At 70.3% G+C, this 20,209-nt stretch carries 18 protein-coding genes; 7 read left to right on the forward strand and 11 right to left on the reverse strand.

The annotated features are described in order from the left end of the window. Positions 1-38: 38 nt before the first annotated feature. On the reverse strand, positions 39-1,346 hold the full coding sequence (locus tag BJY17_RS11800) for an ion channel protein (protein WP_322789821.1): 1,308 nt from the start codon (positions 1,344-1,346) through the stop codon (positions 39-41). 2 nt (positions 1,347-1,348) lie between these two features. Continuing rightward, a complete protein-coding gene (locus tag BJY17_RS11805; protein WP_179551523.1) occupies positions 1,349-2,164 on the reverse strand; it encodes a mechanosensitive ion channel family protein in 816 nt (271 codons plus the stop codon). Between the two features lie 178 nt (positions 2,165-2,342). Between BJY17_RS11805 and BJY17_RS11810 the strand changes: the two genes are divergently transcribed. Continuing rightward, a complete protein-coding gene (locus BJY17_RS11810; protein ID WP_179551524.1) occupies positions 2,343-2,750 on the forward strand; it encodes an SHOCT domain-containing protein in 408 nt (135 codons plus the stop codon). 126 nt (positions 2,751-2,876) lie between these two features. Then, on the forward strand, positions 2,877-4,031 hold the full coding sequence (locus BJY17_RS11815) for an epoxide hydrolase family protein (RefSeq protein ID WP_179551525.1): 1,155 nt from the start codon (positions 2,877-2,879) through the stop codon (positions 4,029-4,031). Positions 4,032-4,057: 26 nt separating this feature from the next. On the opposite strand, the gene BJY17_RS11820 is transcribed toward BJY17_RS11815, so the two are convergent. From BJY17_RS11820 to BJY17_RS11840, 5 genes are all read right to left on the reverse strand, one after another. Beyond that, complete coding sequence (locus BJY17_RS11820; RefSeq protein WP_322789822.1) at positions 4,058-5,245, reverse strand: DUF998 domain-containing protein; 1,188 nt, start codon at positions 5,243-5,245, stop codon at positions 4,058-4,060. Positions 5,246-5,365: 120 nt separating this feature from the next. Beyond that, positions 5,366-5,857 (reverse strand): DUF2017 family protein, encoded by a 492-nt coding sequence (locus BJY17_RS11825; protein ID WP_056007400.1) that lies wholly within the window; start codon positions 5,855-5,857, stop codon positions 5,366-5,368. Continuing rightward, on the reverse strand, positions 5,854-6,144 hold the full coding sequence (gene clpS / locus BJY17_RS11830; protein WP_179551526.1) for an ATP-dependent Clp protease adapter ClpS: 291 nt from the start codon (positions 6,142-6,144) through the stop codon (positions 5,854-5,856). Before clpS ends, BJY17_RS11825 begins: the two co-directional genes overlap by 4 nt. Then, the gene (locus BJY17_RS11835; RefSeq protein ID WP_179551527.1) at positions 6,141-7,082 is read right to left on the reverse strand and encodes a DUF817 domain-containing protein; all 942 of its coding nucleotides are present in this window, start codon (positions 7,080-7,082) and stop codon (positions 6,141-6,143) included. The genes clpS and BJY17_RS11835 overlap by 4 nt, the downstream gene beginning before the upstream one ends. Then, positions 7,079-8,215: a class I SAM-dependent methyltransferase gene (locus tag BJY17_RS11840; protein WP_179551528.1), complete on the reverse strand. Its 1,137-nt coding sequence runs from the start codon at positions 8,213-8,215 to the stop codon at positions 7,079-7,081. The genes BJY17_RS11835 and BJY17_RS11840 overlap by 4 nt, the downstream gene beginning before the upstream one ends. 104 nt (positions 8,216-8,319) lie before the next feature. Here BJY17_RS11840 and BJY17_RS11845 point away from each other — a divergent pair, with 104 nt between their 5' ends. Both BJY17_RS11845 and BJY17_RS11850 read left to right on the forward strand, forming a co-directional pair. Then, entirely contained in the window at positions 8,320-11,067 is a 2,748-nt protein-coding gene (locus BJY17_RS11845; protein WP_218889902.1) for a cation-translocating P-type ATPase, read from the forward strand. A gap of 84 nt (positions 11,068-11,151) precedes the next feature. After that, positions 11,152-11,880: a hypothetical protein gene (locus BJY17_RS11850; protein WP_246303722.1), complete on the forward strand. Its 729-nt coding sequence runs from the start codon at positions 11,152-11,154 to the stop codon at positions 11,878-11,880. A 6-nt stretch (positions 11,881-11,886) separates the two neighbouring features. On the opposite strand, the gene BJY17_RS11855 is transcribed toward BJY17_RS11850, so the two are convergent. The 4 genes from BJY17_RS11855 to dnaK all read right to left on the reverse strand — a co-directional run bounded on the left by BJY17_RS11855 (position 11,887) and on the right by dnaK (position 15,884). Next, on the reverse strand, positions 11,887-12,303 hold the full coding sequence (locus tag BJY17_RS11855) for a heat shock protein transcriptional repressor HspR (protein ID WP_056007968.1): 417 nt from the start codon (positions 12,301-12,303) through the stop codon (positions 11,887-11,889). Positions 12,304-12,312: 9 nt separating this feature from the next. Next, positions 12,313-13,308, reverse strand: a complete 996-nt coding sequence (locus tag BJY17_RS11860; protein WP_179551529.1) for a DnaJ C-terminal domain-containing protein — start codon at positions 13,306-13,308, stop codon at positions 12,313-12,315. A gap of 111 nt (positions 13,309-13,419) precedes the next feature. Then, complete coding sequence (locus BJY17_RS11865; RefSeq protein ID WP_179551530.1) at positions 13,420-14,007, reverse strand: nucleotide exchange factor GrpE; 588 nt, start codon at positions 14,005-14,007, stop codon at positions 13,420-13,422. Between the two features lie 2 nt (positions 14,008-14,009). Continuing rightward, positions 14,010-15,884 carry a molecular chaperone DnaK gene (gene dnaK, locus BJY17_RS11870; RefSeq protein ID WP_179551531.1) on the reverse strand — a complete coding sequence of 625 codons (1,875 nt, stop codon included), beginning with the start codon at positions 15,882-15,884 and terminating at the stop codon, positions 14,010-14,012. 329 nt (positions 15,885-16,213) lie between these two features. Here dnaK and BJY17_RS11875 point away from each other — a divergent pair, with 329 nt between their 5' ends. The 3 genes from BJY17_RS11875 (at position 16,214) to BJY17_RS11885 (ending at position 20,202) form a co-directional block, all read left to right on the forward strand. After that, entirely contained in the window at positions 16,214-18,058 is a 1,845-nt protein-coding gene (locus BJY17_RS11875; protein WP_179551532.1) for a hypothetical protein, read from the forward strand. 116 nt (positions 18,059-18,174) lie between these two features. Beyond that, positions 18,175-19,704 carry a M1 family metallopeptidase gene (locus tag BJY17_RS11880; RefSeq protein ID WP_322789823.1) on the forward strand — a complete coding sequence of 510 codons (1,530 nt, stop codon included), beginning with the start codon at positions 18,175-18,177 and terminating at the stop codon, positions 19,702-19,704. 57 nt (positions 19,705-19,761) lie between these two features. After that, positions 19,762-20,202, forward strand: coding sequence for a DUF3995 domain-containing protein (locus BJY17_RS11885; RefSeq protein ID WP_179551533.1), 441 nt, complete (start codon positions 19,762-19,764; stop codon positions 20,200-20,202). The last annotated feature ends 7 nt before the right edge of the window (positions 20,203-20,209 follow it).

The following is a 20,209-nucleotide window of genomic DNA, read 5'->3' on the forward strand; positions in this document are numbered from 1 at the left end:
CTCGCACCGCGTCGTGTCGGCGCCGTCAGTCGGCGCCGTCAGTCGGCGCCGACGGGTGCCGAGGGGGTCGGTGCGGCCTCAGGGTCCTTCTTCGGCGGCAGGATCCGGAACTCCGGCGCCCCGGTGACGAGGAGCCAGGCCGGCAGCACGATCACGCAGAGCATCGGCAGGATCGTGATGTCGCCGGCGACGGCGACGGCGACGAAGATCGCGATCCACCCGTCGCGGGTGACGACGAGCAGCACGCCGACGATCGCGCAGCCGACCGCGAGTCCGAGCGGCAGCGACGGGATCAGGGCGTGCCCCAGCATGCCGAGCGCGACCCCGATGAAGGTGGCGGGGAAGACGCGACCGCCGCGGAACAGCGAGCTCGCCGCGATGAGCAGCGCGAGGATCTTGATGCCCGCGATCGCCGCGAGCTGCGGTGCGTCGTAGGCGTCGGGGTCGTTGAGGAGTTCGCCGATCTCCTCGAGGCCCTTGAACATCGTGATCGGACCGCCGAGCAGGCCGAGGAGTCCGAGCAGGAGCCCGCCGGCCGTGGCGATGAGCACCGGATGCCGCAGCGAGTGCATCGCCCGGTAGATGATCGGGAACGCGGCGAGCATCGCCAGGCCGATGACCGCGGCGGCCGACGCGACGATCGCGCCGGTGAGGAGGTCGAGCGCCTGCGGTGCGCCGTACGGCGGCAGGCTGAACGTGAACAGCGGGGCGCCGACGAGCCGCATGGTGAAGGCGCCGGCACCGGCCGCGACGAGCGGGAGGAACAGGCGGTCCCAGAGTGCGCCGCCCGACTTCAGCGCCGCGACGATTCCGGTGAAGACGAGCGCGGCGGCAACGGGGGTGCCGAAGAGCGCACCGATCGTGGCGGAGGCCGCGAGCAGCACCGTGAGCTGCTTCGGCACCGAGGGGATGAGTCGTGCGATGACCGCCACCATGAGCGCCGTGTTGACGGCGATGATCGGGTTCTCGGGGCCGAGACTCACGCCGCCGGCGAGGGCGAGCACGGTCACGAGGAGCAGACCGGGCAGGTTCTTGAGCGGCTGGGGCTCCTCGACGAGCTCGGTCGTCGCGGAGTCGGGGCCGCCGTGGCCGGGCACGTAGCGCAGCACGAGACCGACCGCGAGACCGGTGATCGTGAGCACGAGCACGATCCACCATCCCGACGGGTCGACGCCGAGCGCATCGGGCAGGGCGTCCCAGAGGGCCGACTGCAGCACCGCCGCGAGCCGGTCGAGCCCGAAGAGGATGAGCGCGGAGACCACGCCGATCGCGAGCGCGGGGATCGCGAGGAGGAGCAGGCGCTTGGGCGTGACCTCGGGGTCGCGCGGCGGAATGGCGAGGCTCACGATCAGATCCTGTCTGCGGGGGTGAGTGGCGCGGTCGGCACGTCGCTCGTCACCACGGCGTCGAACGAGTGGGATGCCAGCGCGTCGGCGACGGCATCGACGACCGCGGAGCGCACGGCGACGCCGTGCAGGGGGTGGTGCCAGAACTGGACGTGGAGCACGGTGCGCTCCGGGGTGCGCGCGATGGTGCGCAGGATGAGCGGCTCATGGCGGTGCACCCCCGTCGCGGCGGTGGCCGCGTCGACGACGACGGTGCCGACCTCGTCGACGGAGGGCCCCCCGGTCGCGACCCGCACCTCGACGGTGCTCCGACGTGCGCCGTGCGCGCTGTTGTTCACGAGCGGGTTCTGCAGCACGCTGGAGTTCGGCAGATGCACGGTCTGCCCGTCGACGGTGCGCACGACGACGGAGCGGCCGTTCAGTTCCTGCACGATGCCGACGGTGCCGTCGCTCTCGATCTCGTCGCCGATCGAGATCGGACGGCGGGTCTGCAGCACCACACCTGCGGCGAAGTTGTCGGCGATGCCGCGCAGCACCAGCACGAGCACCACGCCGACGATGATCGCGACGGCGATGAGCGGCTGGATCGAGGCGCCGAAGAAACTGAGCGCGATGCCGACCCCGAGCAGGATGATCGCGTAGTTCACGACGCGCACGATGAGCGTCTGCAGGGCCGGGGTGAGCGCGGGAACCTTCGCGAGCAGCTTGCGGGTGCCCTTGCGGGCGAACACTGCGAGCAGCCACGTGGCGAGCGCCGTGAGCAGGGCGAGGCCGAGGCTCCATCCGTCGATGTCGAGCGATGCCACCCAGTCCGCCACGTTCCCCTCCCGATGCGAGAGTACCGGCGCGGGCGCCCCGCCACGGGGATTCGCGCCGCCACGCTCGCACGACCGGCGCCCGCGCGGCATGTGGACGCGCGACCACGCCACGCGATAGGTTCGCCTCAGCGGCGCTCTATGGGGGGCGTTCATTCACAGTGAAAGGCTGCACACGCACATGAGTTTTTGGGAAAATTTCTGGGAGCTGATCTGGTGGTTCATCTGGGCGTTCGCGTTCATCGCCTACCTCTTCGCGCTCTTCGCGATCATCGGCGACCTGTTCCGCGACCAGAAGCTCAACGGCTGGTGGAAGGCGGTGTGGATCATCTTCTTGATCTTCGTGCCGTTCATCACCGCGCTGGTGTACCTGATCGCCCGCGGCAACAGCATGGCCGAGCGCTCGCAGAAGGAGTACAAGCAGGCGCAGGCCGCGACCGACGCGTACATCCGTCAGACCGCCGGCTCCGCCAGCCCGTCCGATGAGATCGCGAAGGCCAAGGCCCTGCTCGACTCCGGCAGCATCACCCAGCAGGAGTTCGACCTCCTGAAGGCCAAGGCGCTCGCGCACCCCACGCAGACCGTCTGATTCCAGACCTGCAGCTGAGAGGGTCGGATGCTTCGGCATCCGACCCTCTTCGCGTCTGCGGTGCGCATGCGGCGGGCATCGGCTACCGGACGAGAACTGTCCGGATGGCTCCGTAACGTCGCTCGCATGACTCACGACAGCACCGAGATCCGGCCCTTCCGCATCAATATCCCGCAGGCACAGCTCGACGACCTGAACCGCCGTCTCGCCGACACGCGCTGGCCCGACGAACTGCCGGGCGTCGGCTGGTCGTACGGCACGCCGACCGGCTACCTCCACGGGCTCGCCGACCACTGGCGGACCACATTCGACTGGCGCGAGCACGAAGCTGCGCTCAACGGATTCCCGCAGTTCACGACGACGATCGACGGTCAGAACGTGCACTTCCTGCACGTGCGCTCCCCCGAGCCCGGTGCCGTGCCGCTCCTCATCACGCACGGGTGGCCGGGCTCGATCGTCGAGTTCATGAAGATCATCGGACCGCTCACCGACCCTCGTGCCCACGGCGGCGACCCCGCCGACGCCTTCCACGTCGTCGCCCCGTCGATGCCCGGCTTCGCCTTCTCCGGCCCGACGCACGAGACCGGCTGGGGCATGTCGCGGATCGCTCGCGCCTGGGTCGGGCTCATGGACCGGCTCGGCTACGAGCGCTACGGCGCCCAGGGCGGCGACACCGGCGCGGTCATCTCGCCGATGCTCGGACGGCTCGCACCGCAGCATGTCATCGGCGTGCACGTGAACGGCAGCCTCGGGTTCCCATCGGGCGACCCTGCGGAGTTCGCGGCGATGAGCGAGCCCGAGCAGGCACGGCTCGCCGCCATGCAGCGCCAGCTGGAGGAGGGCGCCGGCTACGCGGTCATCCAGTCGACGCGGCCGCAGACGATCGGAGTCGGCCTCTCCGACTCGCCCGCCGCTCAGCTCGCGTGGATCGTCGAGCGGTTCGCGGAGTGGACCGACCCCGCAGCCGAGCTGCCCGAGGACGCCGTCGACCTCGACCAGCTGCTCACGAACGTGAGCGTCTACTGGCTCACGGGCACCGCGACGTCGGCCGCCCGGCTCTACCGCGAGGGTCGCGCCAGCTGGGGACAGGAGACCCCGCCGAGCCGCGTCCCGTCAGGGGTCGCGGTGTTCCCGGGAGACTTCGGGATCCGCGCGGTCGCCGAGCGCGAGAACAACGTCGTGCACTGGTCCGAGTTCGATCGCGGCGGCCACTTCCCCGCCATGGAGGTCCCCGAACTCCTCGTCGGCGACGTCCGCACCTTCTTCCGCGGGCTCCGCTGAGCGGGCTCCGCTGAGCGCGGCGCCGCCTACGGCTGCGGCGACGCCACCCGCGCCTCCACCGGGACCGGCGTCGCCGCGGCATCCGTCGTCGACTGCCCGTGCATGGCGCCGGTGTTGCGGAGGAAGACGATGATCCAGCTGAAGATCAGCACGGCCGCGACGAGCTCGACCGCGGTGAGGTTGTAGTACCCGGTCGCGAAGAACACGGCGAGCAGCACGATCACGCCCACGTAGACGTACCCGAGCAGGATGAACACCTTCGGCATCGACGGGATGAACCAGCGCAGCCCGATCACGAGCACGGCGTAGGCGACGGCCATGCCCGTCGCGACCGTGTTGTGCAGGCCGAAGAACTGGTCGACCGGGAAGATGCCGACGCAGGCGAGGAAGATGCCGATGAGGATCATGCCGACGCGCACGATGGTGCGACCGCGAAGCTCGGCGCGCGTCGTCGTCGGCACCGCGGCCGTCGCATAGCGCGCGATCGTCGTGACGATCACGCCGGCGATGATGAGGGTCAGGTTGAACGCCAGCGCCGAGATGTCGTTGGTCATGCCGAGCGCGCTCAGGTTCATCTGCCACCAGAGCGGATCGCTCGAGCTCAGCATGCTCGCCAGCGCACCGACGACGAGGAAGAGGGCGAGCACGAACGAGAGCAGCATCGGCGTGAGGTGCGCCGCGGAGAGGAACACCGCGTAGGCGGTGACGGCCATGCCGACGCCCGCGAGCACGGCGCCGGGGATCGTGAAGACGACCGCACCCTGGAAGCTCTGCTCGAGCAGGTCGGCGAGGCCGATCCAGCCGAGCAGCGCGATGAAGGCGTGGGCCAGTGCGATGGCGGTGAGGTCGAACCAGTGGATGCGCGCGCCGGGCGCGTCGAGGCCCGGCAGCGCGGCATCGGCGAAGCCCGCGGCGCTGCGCGTGCGCAAGGCGAGACGGCCGAGGAGGAAGGCGATGAGCGTGGCGATCGCCGAGCCGAACGCGACGAACTCGCCGAGCGAACCCTGGCCGGCGATCGGCAGGTCCTTGCCCATGAACACGAACCAGGCGACCGATCCGCCGATGACGAAGACCGCTGCGCCGATGAGCAGTGCGATCGACTCGAGCGACTCGGCGTTCGCCGCCGGATGCCGCAGCACCCGCCCGATCGACGTCGGGGCGATCGTGATCGACGCCGGCTGCGGCGGCGCTATGGTCGCGGTGTTTCGGCTCACTGGCACTCCTCGAGTTGCGCACCGCGTGCGGTTCCGGCTGTGCCGACGACGACGGTGATTCGGCATCAGCATGCCAGCGATCGGGGCCGCCGCCCAACCGCGACCCGCCGACCGCGCCGCTCAGCCCTTGATGGGGTCGAGCACCTCGAGCATCGAGCCCTGCACGAACCCGGCCCATTCGTAGGCCGCGCGCAGGTAGTCGTCGCGCGTCTCGTCGGCATCGGCCTCGTCTTCGTCGACGATGCCGACCCGCTCGGCGAGGATGAGCCGCAGGTCGGTGAGGAAGGTCAGCCAGCCCCACGCCTCGGACTGGTCGAGCTCGATCTGCACGACGCCGCCGTGCTCTTCGACGGCGGTGGCGTCGCGCACGCGCTGGGCGGCCTGCCGTTTGCCGTCGACGAGGCTGTCGCGCGTGTAGCGGGTGTAGTCGTGCGCGGCATCGTGGTCGTCGGGGTACGCGTTCGGCAGCAGCCGGCCGAGGGCCGGGTCGTCGGCCTCGCCGAGCAGCAGCACCGAGTCGACCTGGTCGGCGAGCTCCGACAGCAGCATCGCCTCTTCGGTCTCGAGCACGATGCGCACGCCCTCGCCCCCGCCCAGCCCCGCGACGATCACGGCCCGGTCCGTTCGACGGTGGCCTGCAGGCCGTAGCCGTGCATCGCCTGGGCGTGCCGCTCCATGGCCTCGCGATTGCCGGTCGCCACGTCGGCGCGGCCCTCGGTGTGCACGAGCAGCATGAGCCGCTCGGCCTCGGCACGCGGGAACCCGAAGTAGCTGCGGAAGACGTAGCTCACATAGGTCATGAGGTTGACGGGGTCGTCCCACACGACCGTGCGCCAGGGCAGCTCGGCCGAGACGCGCACGGCGTCTTCGGTGTCGAGTTGCTCGAGCGTCGAGGTCATGCTCCAAGCCTGACACGATGTGCGCGCGCCCGCACCCCGTCGGTGTCGACGGGCGCCGGCGGGCGCGGCGGGTACACGAGCGTGACGAGCACGACCGAGATGATCATCAGCAGGAACCACGACACGAGCTTCGACGGCGAAACGAGATGCCAGCCGTCGAGCTGGTCGGGGTAGAGCCAGGCACCCGCCCACGTGCCGATGTTCTCGGCGAACCAGATGAAGAGGGCGACGAGCACGAAGCTGACGAGCACCGGCATGCGCGGGGTGCGCCGCCAGACCCGGAAGTGCATCACCGTCGGCCACCACACCACGACGACGACCGCGACGAGCACCCAGCGCAGGTCGACGATGAAGTGGTGCGTGAAGAAGTTCGCGTAGATCGCCACGGCGACGACGACCGTGAGCCAGCGCCGCGGGTACCGCGTGAACCCGAGGTCGAAGAGCCGGTACACCCGCACCATGTACGACCCGACGGCGGCGTACATGAAGCCAGTGAAGAGCGGCACTCCGGCGATGCGCAGCACGCCATCGCCCTCGTACGACCATGAACCGGCGTCGGTCTTGAAGATCTCCATGACCGTGCCCGTGAGGTGGAACAGCACGATGACCCAGAGCTCGCGCCCCGACTCGAGGCGCGTCGCGAGCATCACGACCTGGATCACGACCGCGGCGATCGTGAGGGCGTCGTTGCGCGCGAGCGCCGCGTCGTCGGGGTACCAGAGCCGGGCGGCGACGATCACGGCGAGCAGTGCGGCCCCGAAGACGCAGGCCCAGGCCTGCTTCGCCCCGAACACGAGGAACTCGATGAGCCCGGCACGGATGCCCCGCTCCGAGGCTCCCGCGAGCAGGCGATGCGCGCCGCGGTCGAGGGCGCGCTCGACCGGCGTGAGCTGCCGCTCGTGCTCCTGGCTCGTGGCGACCCGGGCCCCGCTCGTCACGCCGCTGCCCTCTGTGATGCCGTGACCGTGAACTTCGGATTCCGGGCGACCTGCCGGGTGCGCCCGACGACCCGCTCGAGGAGCGGCCGGTAGGCGAGGTGGGAGTTCCAGACGCACCAGAGCTCGCCGCCGGGAGCGAGCACGCGCGCCGCGTCGGCGAAGAGGTGCGCGGCGATGCCGGTCGAGATCGCCGCGTCGCTGTGGAACGGCGGGTTCAGCACGATGAGCCGCTCACTCGCGTCGGCGAGCCCTTCGAGGCCGTCGGCTCGGGTGACGTGCACGCGGTCGGCGACCCCGTTGGCCTCGGCGGTCAGTCGAGCGGATGCCGCGGCGGACGCCGAACGATCGGTCGCCGTGACCCGCAGCGCTGGTCGCGCTCGCGCGAGCCACGACGCGACGACGCCCGTGCCGCACGCGAGATCGACGGCGGACGCGGCATCCGGGACCGCGCCGCCCAGCTGCGCGAGCAGGAACCGAGTGCCGATGTCGACCCCGGTGCCGGCAAAGACGCCGCCGTGAGCGACGACCGTGAGGGCGAGATCGTCATGACGGGTGCTGCGCGGCCATGCCGCGTCAGCCGAGGCTCGGGGCGCGCCTGCGGGGTCGCGCGCGAAGAGCACGCGGGACTTCTGGCGGGCGCGACTCACGTCGACCCGGCCGAAGCTGCGACCGAGCACGTCGTTCATCGCGAGCGACATGTGCTTGATCCGGCCGCCGGCGACGACCACGACCGCCGGATGCGCGTGCGCCGTGATGAGCTGCGACACCTCGTCGAGCCGGTCGAGCGATCGCGGCAGGCGCATGAGCACGAGCCGTGCGCCCGCGACGAGCTCGGAGTCGAGTGGGAGCGATCGCACCTCGCCCTCGAGGCCGAGCCGGCCCGCGTTCCCTGCGAGCGCCCGCTCCCCGGTCACGAGGTCCTGGTGCACTCGGATGCCTCGCGCGCCGGCGTCGGCCGCGGCGAGCGCGAGCGCCCCGTAGGAGTCGTCGACGACGACGATCTCCCCCGGCCCCGCCTCGCCGATGAGCGCCGCCGCCTCGTCGAGGATCAGTCGGTCCGCGGCATCCGATGCCTCGAGCCCCGGACCTTCGACATCGGGGTGACGCCGCAGGGCGTCGAGGTCGATCGGCATTCCCCAAGGGTACGACGCGTCGAATCGATGTCATCTTCCTCTCCCGTTCGCGGCATCCGCCGGACTAGCCTGTCGAGTGTCGACATGACTTCTGGGGGTCCGCATTGACCATCGAAACTCAGCACAGCGCGCCGCAGGAGCACGCCGTCGAATGGTGGGCGCTCGCCCCCGACGACGTGATCGCGCAGGCGAAGACCGAACCGTCACGCGGGCTCACCGCGGCCGAGGCGGCGAAGCGCCTGGCGGATGCCGGGCCCAACGCGCTGCACAGCGCACCGCCGCCGAACGTCTGGCGCATCGCGCTCAGCCAGGTGCTCGAGCTCATGACGCTCATGCTCATCGCGGTGACGATCGTGTCGCTGCTCATCGGGCAGGTCACGACGGCGATCATCGTGGCGGTCCTGGTGCTGTTCAACGTGATCACCGGCACCCAGCAGGAGGTGAAGGCCCGCCGCAGCGTCGACGCGCTCGCGAAGCTGCAGACGCCGAAGGCACGGGTCATCCGAGACGGCGTCCTGGTGCAGATGGACGCGACGGGGCTCGTGCCCGGCGACATCGTCGAGCTGGAATCCGGTGATCTCGTGCCCGCCGACGGACGGATCCTCCGGTCGGCGAACCTCGAGACGCAGGAGTCCTCGCTCACCGGCGAGTCCCTGCCCATTCCGAAGGGCCCGGCCGAGAACGCCGCAGGCACCGCGCTCGCCGACCGCACGTCGATGGTGTTCCAGAACACGTCGGTCACCCGCGGCACGGCGCGCATCGTCGTCGTCGAGACCGGCATGCGCACCCAGATGGGTCGCATCGCGTCGCTGCTCACGCAGGTCGGCGACAAGAAGTCGCCGCTGCAGCTCGAGCTCGACGGACTCACGAAAGTGCTCGGCATCATCGCCTGGAGCGCCGTGCTCGTCATCGTGCTCATCGGCTTCGCCCGCGGGCAGAGCCTCGACGAGCTGCTCTTCCTCGCCACGGCCGTCGCGATCTCCGCGATCCCGACCGGCCTGCCGGTGTTCGTGCAGAGCCTGCTCGCGTGGGGCGCCTCCAAGCTCGCGAAGGAGCGCGCGATCGTCACGTCGCTGAACGACGTCGAGACGCTCGGCGCGACGAGCGCGATCTGCTCCGACAAGACGGGCACCCTCACCCTCAACAAGATGACGGTGCGCACGGCATGGCTCGGCGGCAGCACCTACCGGGTCACCGGCGAGGGCTACTCGTTCGAGGGCAGCGTGCTCGGCACCTCCGACGAACCGCTCGACGCGCCGACGCTCGGGCTCGCGGTCGGCCTGCCGAACGACGCGACGGTGTCGGCCGACGGCGAGGTGGTGGGCGACCCCACCGAGGCCGCGCTCGTGGTGCTCGCCGCGAGGCTCGGCATCGACGCCGACCAGGCGCGCAAGGACTACCCCCGGCTGGCCGAGGTGCCGTTCGACTCCGACTACAAGTTCATGGCGACCCTGCAGCGCATCCCCTACCGCGGCGAGCAGCGGCTCGTGCTCATCGTGAAGGGCGCACCCGACGTGGTGCTCGGGCGCTGCACCACGATGCTCGGCGAGACCCGCGAGATCGTGCCCGTGGCCTCCGACGAGGCGACGAACACCCTCGAGGGCATGTCGGCCACCGGGCTTCGCACGCTCGCGATCGCCGCCCGCTTCCTCGACGACGGCGACGAGGCCCGCATCGCGGCCGAGCCGATGACCTGGGTGTCCGAGCTGACGCTCATCGGCATCGTCGGCATCGTCGACCCGCTGCGGTCCGAGGCGAAGGATGCCGTCGCCATCGCCCACAACGCCGGCATCGACGTGCGCATGATCACAGGCGACCACGCGGTGACTGCCGGGGCGATCGGCGCCGAGCTGGGCCTCGGCACCGGGGCCGTGAGCGGTGCCGACCTCAAGCAGATGACCGACGAGGAGCTCTCGCGTCGCCTCCCCGACCTGCACGTGTTCGGCCGGGTCACCCCCGACGACAAGCTCCGCCTGGTCGGGCTCCTGCAGGCCGACGGCGCGATCGTCGCGATGACGGGCGACGCCGTGAACGACGCGGCGGCGATCAAGCAGGCGAACATCGGCGTCGCGATGGGTTCCGGCTCCGAGGTGACGAAGCAGGCCGCGAAGCTCGTGCTCACCGACGACAACTTCGCGACCCTGGTGCACGCGGTCGAGATCGGCCGCATCGTCTACTCGAAGATCACCGCGTACCTGCGGTTCCAGATGACGCAGCTGCTGAGCCTCATCATGCTGTTCCTCGCCGCGAGCGCGTTCTCGATCGCCGAGGGCGTCGCGCTGTTCCCGGCCCAGGTGCTGTTCATCAACTTCTTCGTGGCGCTGTTCGCGGTCTTCGCGATCGCCGCCGACGCCAACCCGCCCGGCATCATGAACCACCCGCCGCGCGACCCGAGGATCGGCGTCGTCAATCGGGTGTCGCTCGTCGAGTGGCTCGTCTACGGCGCCGTCATCTTCCTGATCGCACTCGTGCCGCTGCTCTGGGGGCCCGACGCGCCGAGCCCGACCGAGCCGACCGCGTCGATGACGATGGCGTACGTCGTGCTCGGCCTGGCCACCGTGCTGAGCGCACTGCTCATGCGTCGGACGCCGGAATCGGGCCTGCTGGCGCCCATCGCGGCGGTCGCCAAGATCCTGGTCTGGCCGGTGCTGCTCATCGTCGCGTCGACCGAGATCGGCTTCCTGCAGCGCGCGCTCGGCACCGTCTCGCTCACGGGCTGGCAGTGGCTCGGATGCATCGGGCTGACGCTGGTGCTGCTGGTCGTCGTCGAGGGCGACAAGTGGTTCCGTCGGCGCCGGCTCGCCCGCCGCCAGGCGGGCGCGCCCGTCGTCGCGACCACCGGCATCCGCTGAGTTCCCGGCCGCGCCGCGGCGCGAGCTCGGGGCCGCATCTTGCTGGGTGCGGCTCCCTGCTGGGTTTGCTACCCTCGGTGCCGCATGCAGGACGCACAGGTCGGGGGACGACGGGCGGCGCGACATGAGGTCGCGACGCCCGTGACGCGTCCCCGGCGTTCGACGGCGGAACGCGCGCGTCCGCGCCGACGATCGCTCACCGCGGCCGCCACGCTCTCGGTGCTCGGCCTGCTCGCCGGGCTCGCCCTCGCACCGCTGCCGCAGCCAGGCGGCCTGTTGCCGTTCGCCGCGGCGGATGCCCCGCACCTCGGCGACGTGCAAGACCTCGAGGTCGCGTCGGATGTCTCAGCTCCGACGGTCTCGCACGAGTCCTACGTCGCGACCACCGGCGCGCAGACGCTCGTCGCGGGCGGCACGAACGTCGACTGGGCCAAGCTCGTGCTCGTCGAGGGCGAGTGGCCGCTGACCGAGGAGAACGTCACCTTCATGATGCGGTGGATGCGTCAGGAGAACGGCGCCGACAACTGGTGGAACCGCAACAACCCCCTGAACAACGGTCAGGGTTCCGGTGGCGGATCAGGCCTCGGCAGCTATCCGACCCTCATCGAGGCCGCGTACTACGCCGCCGAGAACCTGCAGTCGGGGCGCTACCCCGAGGTCGATGCGGCGCTCGCCAGTGGCGACTCGGCCGATGCCACCGCTCAGGCGATCTGGGCGTCGGCGTGGGCGTCGAGCCACTACGGCTACGGCACCCATTGGAGCTCGCGCCCCTACGAGGTCATCGAGGCGCCGGCCTCCGCCTGGGGTCGCTGACCTCCGCTACTCGCGTTCCAGCGGGCGCCACACGACGACGGCGTTCTCGCGGCGCACGCGGGTGCCGGCACGGAGCGAGATGACCTCGCCCGCCGAACCTGCCGCGAAGACGCGGCGACCGGGGCGGTTCAGCATCTCGTCGGCGAGCGCGCCCTCGAGTTCGCGCACGCGGGCGCGCAGGGTCGCGACCTCGTCTTCGAGGCCGAGCACCCGGCGGATGCCCTCGAGGCTCACGCCCTCGCTCGAGAGCTGGGCGATCTCGCGGAGCTGCACGACGTCGTGCATCGAGTAGCGCCGCGACTTGCCCGCGGTGCGGGTCGGCGAGACGAGCCCGAGCCGGTCGTACTGCCGCAGCGTCTGCGGGTGCATGCCCGCGAGCTCGGCGGCGACGGAGATGACGAAGAGCGGGCTCCTCTCGTTCATCTCCACGGCCTAGCCCTTCGCCTTCGCGAGCAGGTCGTCGCGGGGGTTCTCGTCGGGCAGCAGCGCGGCGAACTCCTCGAGCTTCGCCTCCGCCTCCTTCGAGAGGTGCGAGGGAACGGCGACCTGCACGACCGCGAGCAGGTCTCCGGTGCCCTTCGACGTCTTCACGCCGCGGCCCTTGACCCGCAGCACCCGGCCGCTCGGCGTACCGGGAGCGACCCGCACCTTCACGGGGTCGCCACCGAGCGTCGGCACCTCGACGGTCGCGCCGAGCGCCGCCTCGGTGAACGTGACGGGCACGGTGACCCTGAGATTCAGGCCATCGCGCTCGAAGACCGGATGCTTGCGCACCGTCACTGTCAGCACGATGTCGCCGGGCTCACCGCCGTCGGGCGAGGGCTGGCCCTTGCCCCGCAGGCGGATCTTCTGCCCGTCGGCGACGCCCGCCGGGATGCGCACCGTGATCGGCTTGCCCTCGGCGGTCTGCAGGGTGATCTGGTCGCCCTTGGTGGCGGTGACGAAGTCGAGCGTCGTCGTCGCCGTGACATCCCGCCCCTTGGTGGGGCCGCCGGCGCCGCGGTAGCCGCCCGTCGGCTGGCCGAAGCGGCCTCCGCCGAAGAGCCCGCCGAGCAGGTCGTCGTAGTCGCCGCCCTGCTGGAACGTGTACGACTGGCCGCGGCCTCCGCCGCCCTGGCCGAACATGCCGCCGAAGACGTCTTCGAAGCCGCCGTTGCCGCCGGCGCCGCCGGGCGCGGTGAATCGAGCGCCGGAGCCCATGGCCCGTACGGCGTCGTACTCCTTGCGCTGCTCGGGGTCGGCGAGCACGGAGTGCGCCTCGCTGATCTCCTTGAACTTCGCCTCGGCGGCAGCATCACCGGGGTTGGAGTCGGGGTGGTACTTGCGTGCGAGCTTGCGGTACGTCTTCTTGAGCTCCGCGTCGCTCACGTCTTTGGAGACGCCGAGCACCTTGTAGAAGTCCTTGTCGAACCAATCCTGACTGGCCACCGGCACCTCCTCTCTCGTATCTGTCTGAAGTCTGTCTTGAGTCTGTCTGAAAACCGTGTCGGCCGGTCCGCGACATCCGCGAACGGATGCCGCGGGCCGGCCGAGTCGGGTCTACTGGGGGGTCTTCACGACGACCTTCGCTGCGCGGAGCAGCGTGCCGCCGAGGGTGTACCCGGTCTCGACGACATCGGCGATCGTGTCGATCTCGACGTCGGCCGACGGCTGCTGGAAGATCGCCTCGTGCCGCTGCGGGTCGAACGGCTCGCCGACCTCGCCGAACGACGAGAGGCCGAGCTTCTCGACCGAGCCGCGCAGCTTCGCCGCGATGGTCGCGAACGGAGCGTCGCCCTCGAGGTCTCCGTGCTTCTCGGCACGGTCGAGGTCGTCGAGCACGGGCAGCAGCACGGCCACGGCCGCGCCGACTGCGCGCTCGCGCTCGAGCTCGCGGTTCGCCTCGGTGCGCTTGCGGTAATTGGCGTACTCCGCAGTGATGCGCTTGAGGTCGGCCAGGTGCTCGTCGCTCGGATCCTGCACCTCGGCGTTCGCCGCGTTCAGGATGTCGTCGACCGTGAGCACCTCGTCGTCGTCGACCTCGGGGGCCTGCCCCTCGGGGGTGACGGATGCCGCGGCATCCGTCACCTCGTCGGAGGCACCGGCGTCGGGGTCGGGGACTTCGGGAGTCTCCTTCTCGTCTGCCATGGCTACTTCTTCTCTTCCTCGTCGTCGATGACCTCGGCGTCGACCACGTCTTCGTCGGAGGACTGGTCGCCCTCTGCGCCAGACGGGTTCGCGTCTTCGCCGGGCGCGGCCGCGGCATCGGCCTGCTGGCTCTGCGCGTAGATCGCCTCGCCGAGCTTGCCCTGCGATGCGTTGAGCTTCTCGAAGGCCGACTTCACGGCCTCGTCGTCGTCGCCCGCGAGCGCGGTCTTCAGCGCGTCGACGTCGCCCTGCACCTCGGACTTGACGTCAGCGGGGAGCTTGTCGTCGTTGTCCTTGATGAGCTTCTCGATCGAGTAGACGAGCTGCTCGGCCTGGTTGCGGGTCTCAGCCGACTCGCGACGCGCCTTGTCTTCGGCGGCGTGCTCCTCGGCCTCGCGCACCATGCGCTCGATGTCGTCCTTCGGGAGGCTCGAGCCGCCCGAGATCGTCATGCGCTGCTCCTTGCCGGTGCCCTTGTCCTTCGCGGACACGTGCACGATGCCGTTGGCGTCGATGTCGAACGTGACCTCGATCTGCGGGATGCCTCGCGGCGCCGGCGCGATGCCGGTGAGCTCGAAGGTGCCGAGCGGCTTGTTGTCGCGGGTGAACTCGCGCTCGCCCTGGAAGACCTGGATCGCGACCGACGGCTGGTTGTCGTCGGCGGTCGTGAAGGTCTCGCTGCGCTTGGTCGGGATGGCCGTGTTGCGCTCGATGAGCTTCGTCATGATGCCGCCCTTGGTCTCGATGCCGAGGCTGAGGGGGGTGACGTCGATGAGGAGCACATCCTTGCGCTCGCCCTTCAGGACGCCCGCCTGGAGGGCGGCGCCGACGGCGACGACCTCATCGGGGTTGACGCCCTTGTTGGGCTCCTGGCCGGTCTCCTTCTTCACGAGCTCGCTGACCGCGGGCATGCGCGTCGATCCACCGACGAGCACGACGTGCGCGATGTCGGAGAGCTTGACGCCCGCTTCGCGGATGACGTCTTCGAACGGCTTCTTGGTGCGGTCGAGCAGGTCGCTCGTCATGTTCTCGAACTCGGCGCGGGTGAGCGTCTCGTCGAGGTTCGCGGGGCCGTTCTCGGTGAGCGAGAGGTAGGGCAGCTGGATGGACGCCTTCAGGTTCGAGGACAGTTCCTTCTTGGCCTGCTCAGCAGCCTCCTTCAGGCGCTGCTTGGCGATCTTGTCGTTCGAGACGTCGACGCCGGTCGACTCCTTGAACTTCTTGATGAGCCAGTCGACGATGCGCTGGTCCCAGTCGTCGCCGCCGAGGCGGTTGTCGCCCGCGGTCGCGCGCACCTGGATGGTCGAGAAGTCGTCGTCCTTGCCCACCTCGAGGAGGGACACGTCGAACGTGCCGCCACCGAGGTCGAAGACGAGGATGAGCTCGTCCTCCTTGCCCTTGTCGAGGCCGTACGCGAGTGCGGCGGCGGTGGGCTCGTTGATGATGCGCAGCACGTTGAGGCCCGCGATCTCGCCGGCCTCCTTCGTGGCCTGGCGCTCGGCGTCGTTGAAGTACGCCGGCACGGTGATGACGGCGTCGGTGACGGTGTCGCCGAGGTACTGCTCGGCGTCTCGCTTCAGCTTCTGCAGGATGCGCGCCGAGATCTCCTGCGGCGTGTACTGCTTGCCGTCGATCTCGTCGGTCTTCCAGTCGGTGCCCATGTGGCGCTTGACCGACGCGATGGTGCGGTCGACGTTGGTGACGGCCTGGCGCTTCGCGGTCTCGCCGACGAGCACCTCGCCGTCTTTCGTGAACGCGACGACCGACGGAGTGGTGCGCAGACCCTCCGCGTTCGCGATGACCGTGGGCTCGCCGCCCTCGAGGACCGCGACGACCGAGTTGGTGGTGCCGAGGTCGATTCCTACTGCACGTGACATGTGTTTCTCCTTCTCCCCGCCCGCATGCCCGGGCCGCACGGGAGCACCGCACGACACGTCGAGCAACGAGCCGGATACCGGTCCGACCCTTGCTGGCCCGCAACCGAAGTACCTGAGGCAAGACTTGAGCCTTGCCGACTCAAGCCTCTCAACACCCCGTGAACGTGTCAAGTCGAGGTGGTGAAACTTGAGTGTACTTGACTCAACTCACAGCCGGTCTTCAGTATTCCCGGCGCTCGACCCACCTGCCGCTGGTCATCTCCGCTCATGGCCGATACCTTCGTCGTGAGCGCCACGGGCAGTGGCGGTCGGTGCAATCGGGGGGTCGCATGTCGCACCGAGCCGAAGGTTCCGGTGTCCTGCGCGCCGTCGGGGTCGCACTCGTCCTCCTGCTCGGCGTCGCCGGCTGCGTACCGTCGCCTCCCGATCCGGTGGAGAGCCCGTCGCCCGAGGTCATACCGGGGCCGAGGCTCGGTGACCGCCTCGACGACGACGGAACCATCCCGCTCGACCTCGCACTCGACCTCTTCGCCGCCGGCTTCGGCCCGATCGACGGCGGCGATCCCGATGCCGTCGAGCTTCCCGTGCACTCGGGCACCATGGCGATCCGCGGACTCATGCGGCACTGGGAGGAACTGACCCCGGATCAGCAGTCGACGGTCGACGCGATCTTCGAATCCGGCGCGCGCGACGAAGCAGAAACAGGTGACGCAGCGGACCTGGAAGGGACCGACCTCGGCGGCCGGGTGGTCCCGGCGCTCCGCATGGAGCCGACCGAGAGCATCCGGGGCATCACCGCGCTGGTCGCCGAGGTGCAGGCCGAGCTCGAGGACCTGCTCGGGCGCAGGCTGAGCGTGCCGATCGAGGCGGGCGCGAGCGATGCGGTGGCGGACCCGAAGTACCATGCCTTCGCCTGGGCGAACATCGGGGGCAGCCACGTGGGAGCGGGCCGGATGGATGCCTGCGAGATCGACGTGCTGCAACCGGGCTGGGACGTCATCGACACCCCGCAGTTCCGCACGCTGATCGCCCACGAGGTGATGCACTGCTTCCAGTTCGACGGAGCTGGCGGCGTCGCGGATGTTGCGGACGGCGCATCCTGGGTGGTCGAGGGCGGCGCGACATTCGCCGCGGTCGCCGTCGCCCCGACCGACTACTTCGATGCGAGGTGGGATGAGTGGCTGCGGGAGCCCCGCATCCCGCTCTCCAAGCGCGAGTACGACGCGCTCGGCGTGTTCGCGGTGGCCGAGCAGGAGGGAGCCGACGTCTGGCAGCACCTCGTTCCGCTGCTGCAGGCCGGCGACACGGCCGCCGGACTGGAGCTGCTGTTCGACCGCCCGCGGGAGGAAGCGCTCACCGCGATCGCCCGCCGCCTGGTGCGCGAGCCCAGGGTGGGTCCGGAGTGGGACTCGGACGGCCCCCACATCACCACAGCGCAGGGTGCGATCGGGATCATCCTCTTCACCGGTGCCTCGATCGACGAGGTGGCGACCATCCTCCCCTTCGCGACGGCTCCGTACACGATCGGCTTCGAGGCCGGCAGCGAGGTGATCGACGTCGCCGTCTTCGGCGGCCGAGGTGTGATCGGAGTGCCCCGCGGCGCCACCGATGAGGTCGGGACGGAATTCCTCCGACGCTACTGCGTCACGGGATTCTGCGAATGCCCAGGCGGCGGGGTCCTCGGAACCGAGCTCCCGCCCGGCGCTCGCCTCGGACTCGCACTCACGAGTCCTCACCCCTCCGCTCCTTCGACGGTCACCATCCAGGCCTCGACGACATCGCAGGCCGAGGCCTGCGGCAACCGGACCCCCGGGGAGGTGCTCGTCGTACGGTTCGACTCGCCCGAGCCGTTCGAGGTGCACGGCGGCCACTGCATCGTCCAGGACTCCGGCGACCTCCTCATCCAGGCGGGCGACGGCCGTATGCCCCAGGGGTACGACGCTCCGACCGAACACCGCGACGACGTGGCGATCTCCATCTACAAGAACCCCGCCTCCGCGCCGCACGCCGGCAGTGTCGACCTGTCGGTGGGCGGAGTGAGGCATTCCGGCGGGTCGACGATCCTCGTGTCGCCTGACGGGTTGAGCGGCAGTTTCGCCCTGGACTCCGGCTACGCCGGCGAGTGGGTGTGCGCCGGGTTCGTCACGCCCGAAGAGGCGTTCGGCACCGGATGACGCGGCTGACGCGACTCGGCACCGGCTCCTGACGGGTCAGGGGCTACCGGCGACGCCCGCCGGTGCCTAGAGTTCGCAGAGGTGCGCCACGCGGAAGACGACGAAGGGGAACGATCGTGAACGGCAGACGGATGAAGCTGGTGGGCGGCCTGACGGTCGCACTCGCGGTGATCGGAGGGCTCGGGGCGACCGGGGCCGTCGCGGCGCCCGGATCACCGGGCGGGCCGCGCTACACGGCGGGCGCGCCGGGAGCCGGCGATGCGTACTTCCCGAACGCCGGCAACGGCGGCTACGACGTGCAGCACTACGACCTCGACGTCACCTACGCTCCGCCCGCGGCCGCGCCCGCACCGCTCGAGGGGCAGTTCGACGGCACCGCCACGATCGACCTCGTCGCCACGCAGGACCTCGACCGGTTCAACCTCGACCTCCGCGGAATGACGGTCACCTCGCTGACGGTGAACGGCAAGCCCGCGGCATCCGTCTCGCCTCCGGCGCCCGGGGCCGTCGTCGACGGTGCCGCGTACTGGCACGTGCAGAACGACGAGGCGCGCGTCTGGGAGCTCACCGTGCAGCCCCGTCCGAAGCTCAAGGCGGGCCAGACCGCCCGGGTGGTCGTCGAGTACGGAGGCCCGACGTCGCGACCCGTCGACATCGAGGAGGCGCTCTACGGCTGGGTGACCACGCGCGACGGCGCCATGGTCGTCAGCGAGCCCGAGGGCTCGATGACGTGGTATCCCGTCAGCGACCACCAGACCGACAAGGCCAGCTACAGCTTCGAGATCACCGTGCCCGAGGGCAAGGCCGCCGTGGCGAACGGCGTGCAGCCGAAGCCCGAAGTCACGGCCGACGGCTGGACCACCTGGTTCTGGGACGCGCCCGACCAGCAGGCCAGCTACCTCACGACCGCGTCGGTGGGCGACTTCGACGTGCGGGACACTTACTTCTCGGCGAGCGGCGTGCCGATCATCGACGCGGTCGACACGAAGCTGACCGCCGCTCGGCTCGCCACGACGAACGCTAGCCTGTCGCGCCAAGTCGAGATGATCGACTTCTACGAGCAGTACTTCGGGGGCTACCCGTTCATTGCCTACGGTTCGATCGTCGACGACGACACCGTCTTCTACGCACTCGAGACGCAGACCCGGCCGGTCTACTCGCGTTCGGCGAACGAGGGCACCGTGGCGCACGAGCTCGCCCACCAGTGGTTCGGCAACACGGTCAGCCCGGAACGCTGGCAGGACATCTGGCTCAATGAGGGCTGGGCGACGTACGCGTCCTGGATGTGGGACGAGAGCGACGGCGGCGCGACGGTGCAGGAGTCGTACGACGACTGGTACGCCTCCGAGGATCCCGGCGACGAGTACTGGGACCTCCGGATCGGCGACCCGGGCCCGCTCGGCCTGTTCCAGGGCCCGGTCTACGACCGCGGCGCCGGCACCCTGCACGCGCTCCGCGTCGAACTCGGCGACGACACCTTCTTCGCCGGCACGCGGCTCTGGCTCGAGCGCTACGACGACTCGGCCGGCACGGCCGAGGACTTCCAGGCGGTCTTCGAGGAGGTCTCGGGCGCAGACCTCGACGACTTCTTCCAGACCTGGCTGTACGACCAGGCGAAGCCGCCGGTGACCTGGACCACGCCGTAGGGGATGCCTCGCACGAGCACGAATGGGGTGGGACTCGTGCGAGCAGCCTCCGGGACGGTGCTGACGTCGAGAGCGGTCGCGGCCGTCGGACTCGTGAGCGTGGGCGTGCTGCATGCCGTCTGGGCGAGTGGCGCGAGCTGGCCCGCGAAGAGCCGAACCGAGCTGGCGGACGCGACGGTCGGATCAGCATCCGCCCCACCGGCGCCTGTCGCGACCGCATTGGTCGCGGCGACGGCGACCGCGGCCGGCATCGTCGCCGGCGGAGCGCTCGGCGATCGTCCGATCGCCGTGCTCGCCCGGCGCGCCGCGGGCCTGGCTCTCCTGACACGAGCCGCGATCGGCGGCGTCGTCGTCTGCCGGGCACTCGGCCTGCCCGACCCGAGCGAGCGGTTCCGCACGCTCGACGCACGCTTCTACCGGCCAGTCTGCCTCATGCTCGGGGCCGCGGCGCTCGTGGGAGCTCGTCGGCGTTCCTCGGGCCGAGCCCCGGCGTCGTAGCCGATGG

The organism is Agromyces hippuratus (assembly GCF_013410355.1).
Lineage (GTDB): Bacteria > Actinomycetota > Actinomycetes > Actinomycetales > Microbacteriaceae > Agromyces > Agromyces hippuratus.

What these genes read in the sequence shown, in the direction of transcription:
- BJY17_RS11810 (WP_179551524.1), top strand. Translation starts at nt 2,343, where the DNA reads ATGAGTTTTTGGGAAAATTTCTGGGAGCTGATCTGGTGGTTCATCTGG.
- BJY17_RS11815 (WP_179551525.1), top strand. Translation starts at nt 2,877, where the DNA reads ATGACTCACGACAGCACCGAGATCCGGCCCTTCCGCATCAATATCCCG.
- clpS (WP_179551526.1), bottom strand. Translation starts at nt 6,144, where the DNA reads ATGACCTCGACGCTCGAGCAACTCGACACCGAAGACGCCGTGCGCGTC.
- BJY17_RS11840 (WP_179551528.1), bottom strand. Translation starts at nt 8,215, where the DNA reads ATGCCGATCGACCTCGACGCCCTGCGGCGTCACCCCGATGTCGAAGGT.
- BJY17_RS11850 (WP_246303722.1), top strand. Translation starts at nt 11,152, where the DNA reads ATGCAGGACGCACAGGTCGGGGGACGACGGGCGGCGCGACATGAGGTC.
- BJY17_RS11855 (WP_056007968.1), bottom strand. Translation starts at nt 12,303, where the DNA reads ATGAACGAGAGGAGCCCGCTCTTCGTCATCTCCGTCGCCGCCGAGCTC.
- BJY17_RS11865 (WP_179551530.1), bottom strand. Translation starts at nt 14,007, where the DNA reads ATGGCAGACGAGAAGGAGACTCCCGAAGTCCCCGACCCCGACGCCGGT.
- dnaK (WP_179551531.1), bottom strand. Translation starts at nt 15,884, where the DNA reads ATGTCACGTGCAGTAGGAATCGACCTCGGCACCACCAACTCGGTCGTC.
- BJY17_RS11875 (WP_179551532.1), top strand. Translation starts at nt 16,214, where the DNA reads ATGTCGCACCGAGCCGAAGGTTCCGGTGTCCTGCGCGCCGTCGGGGTC.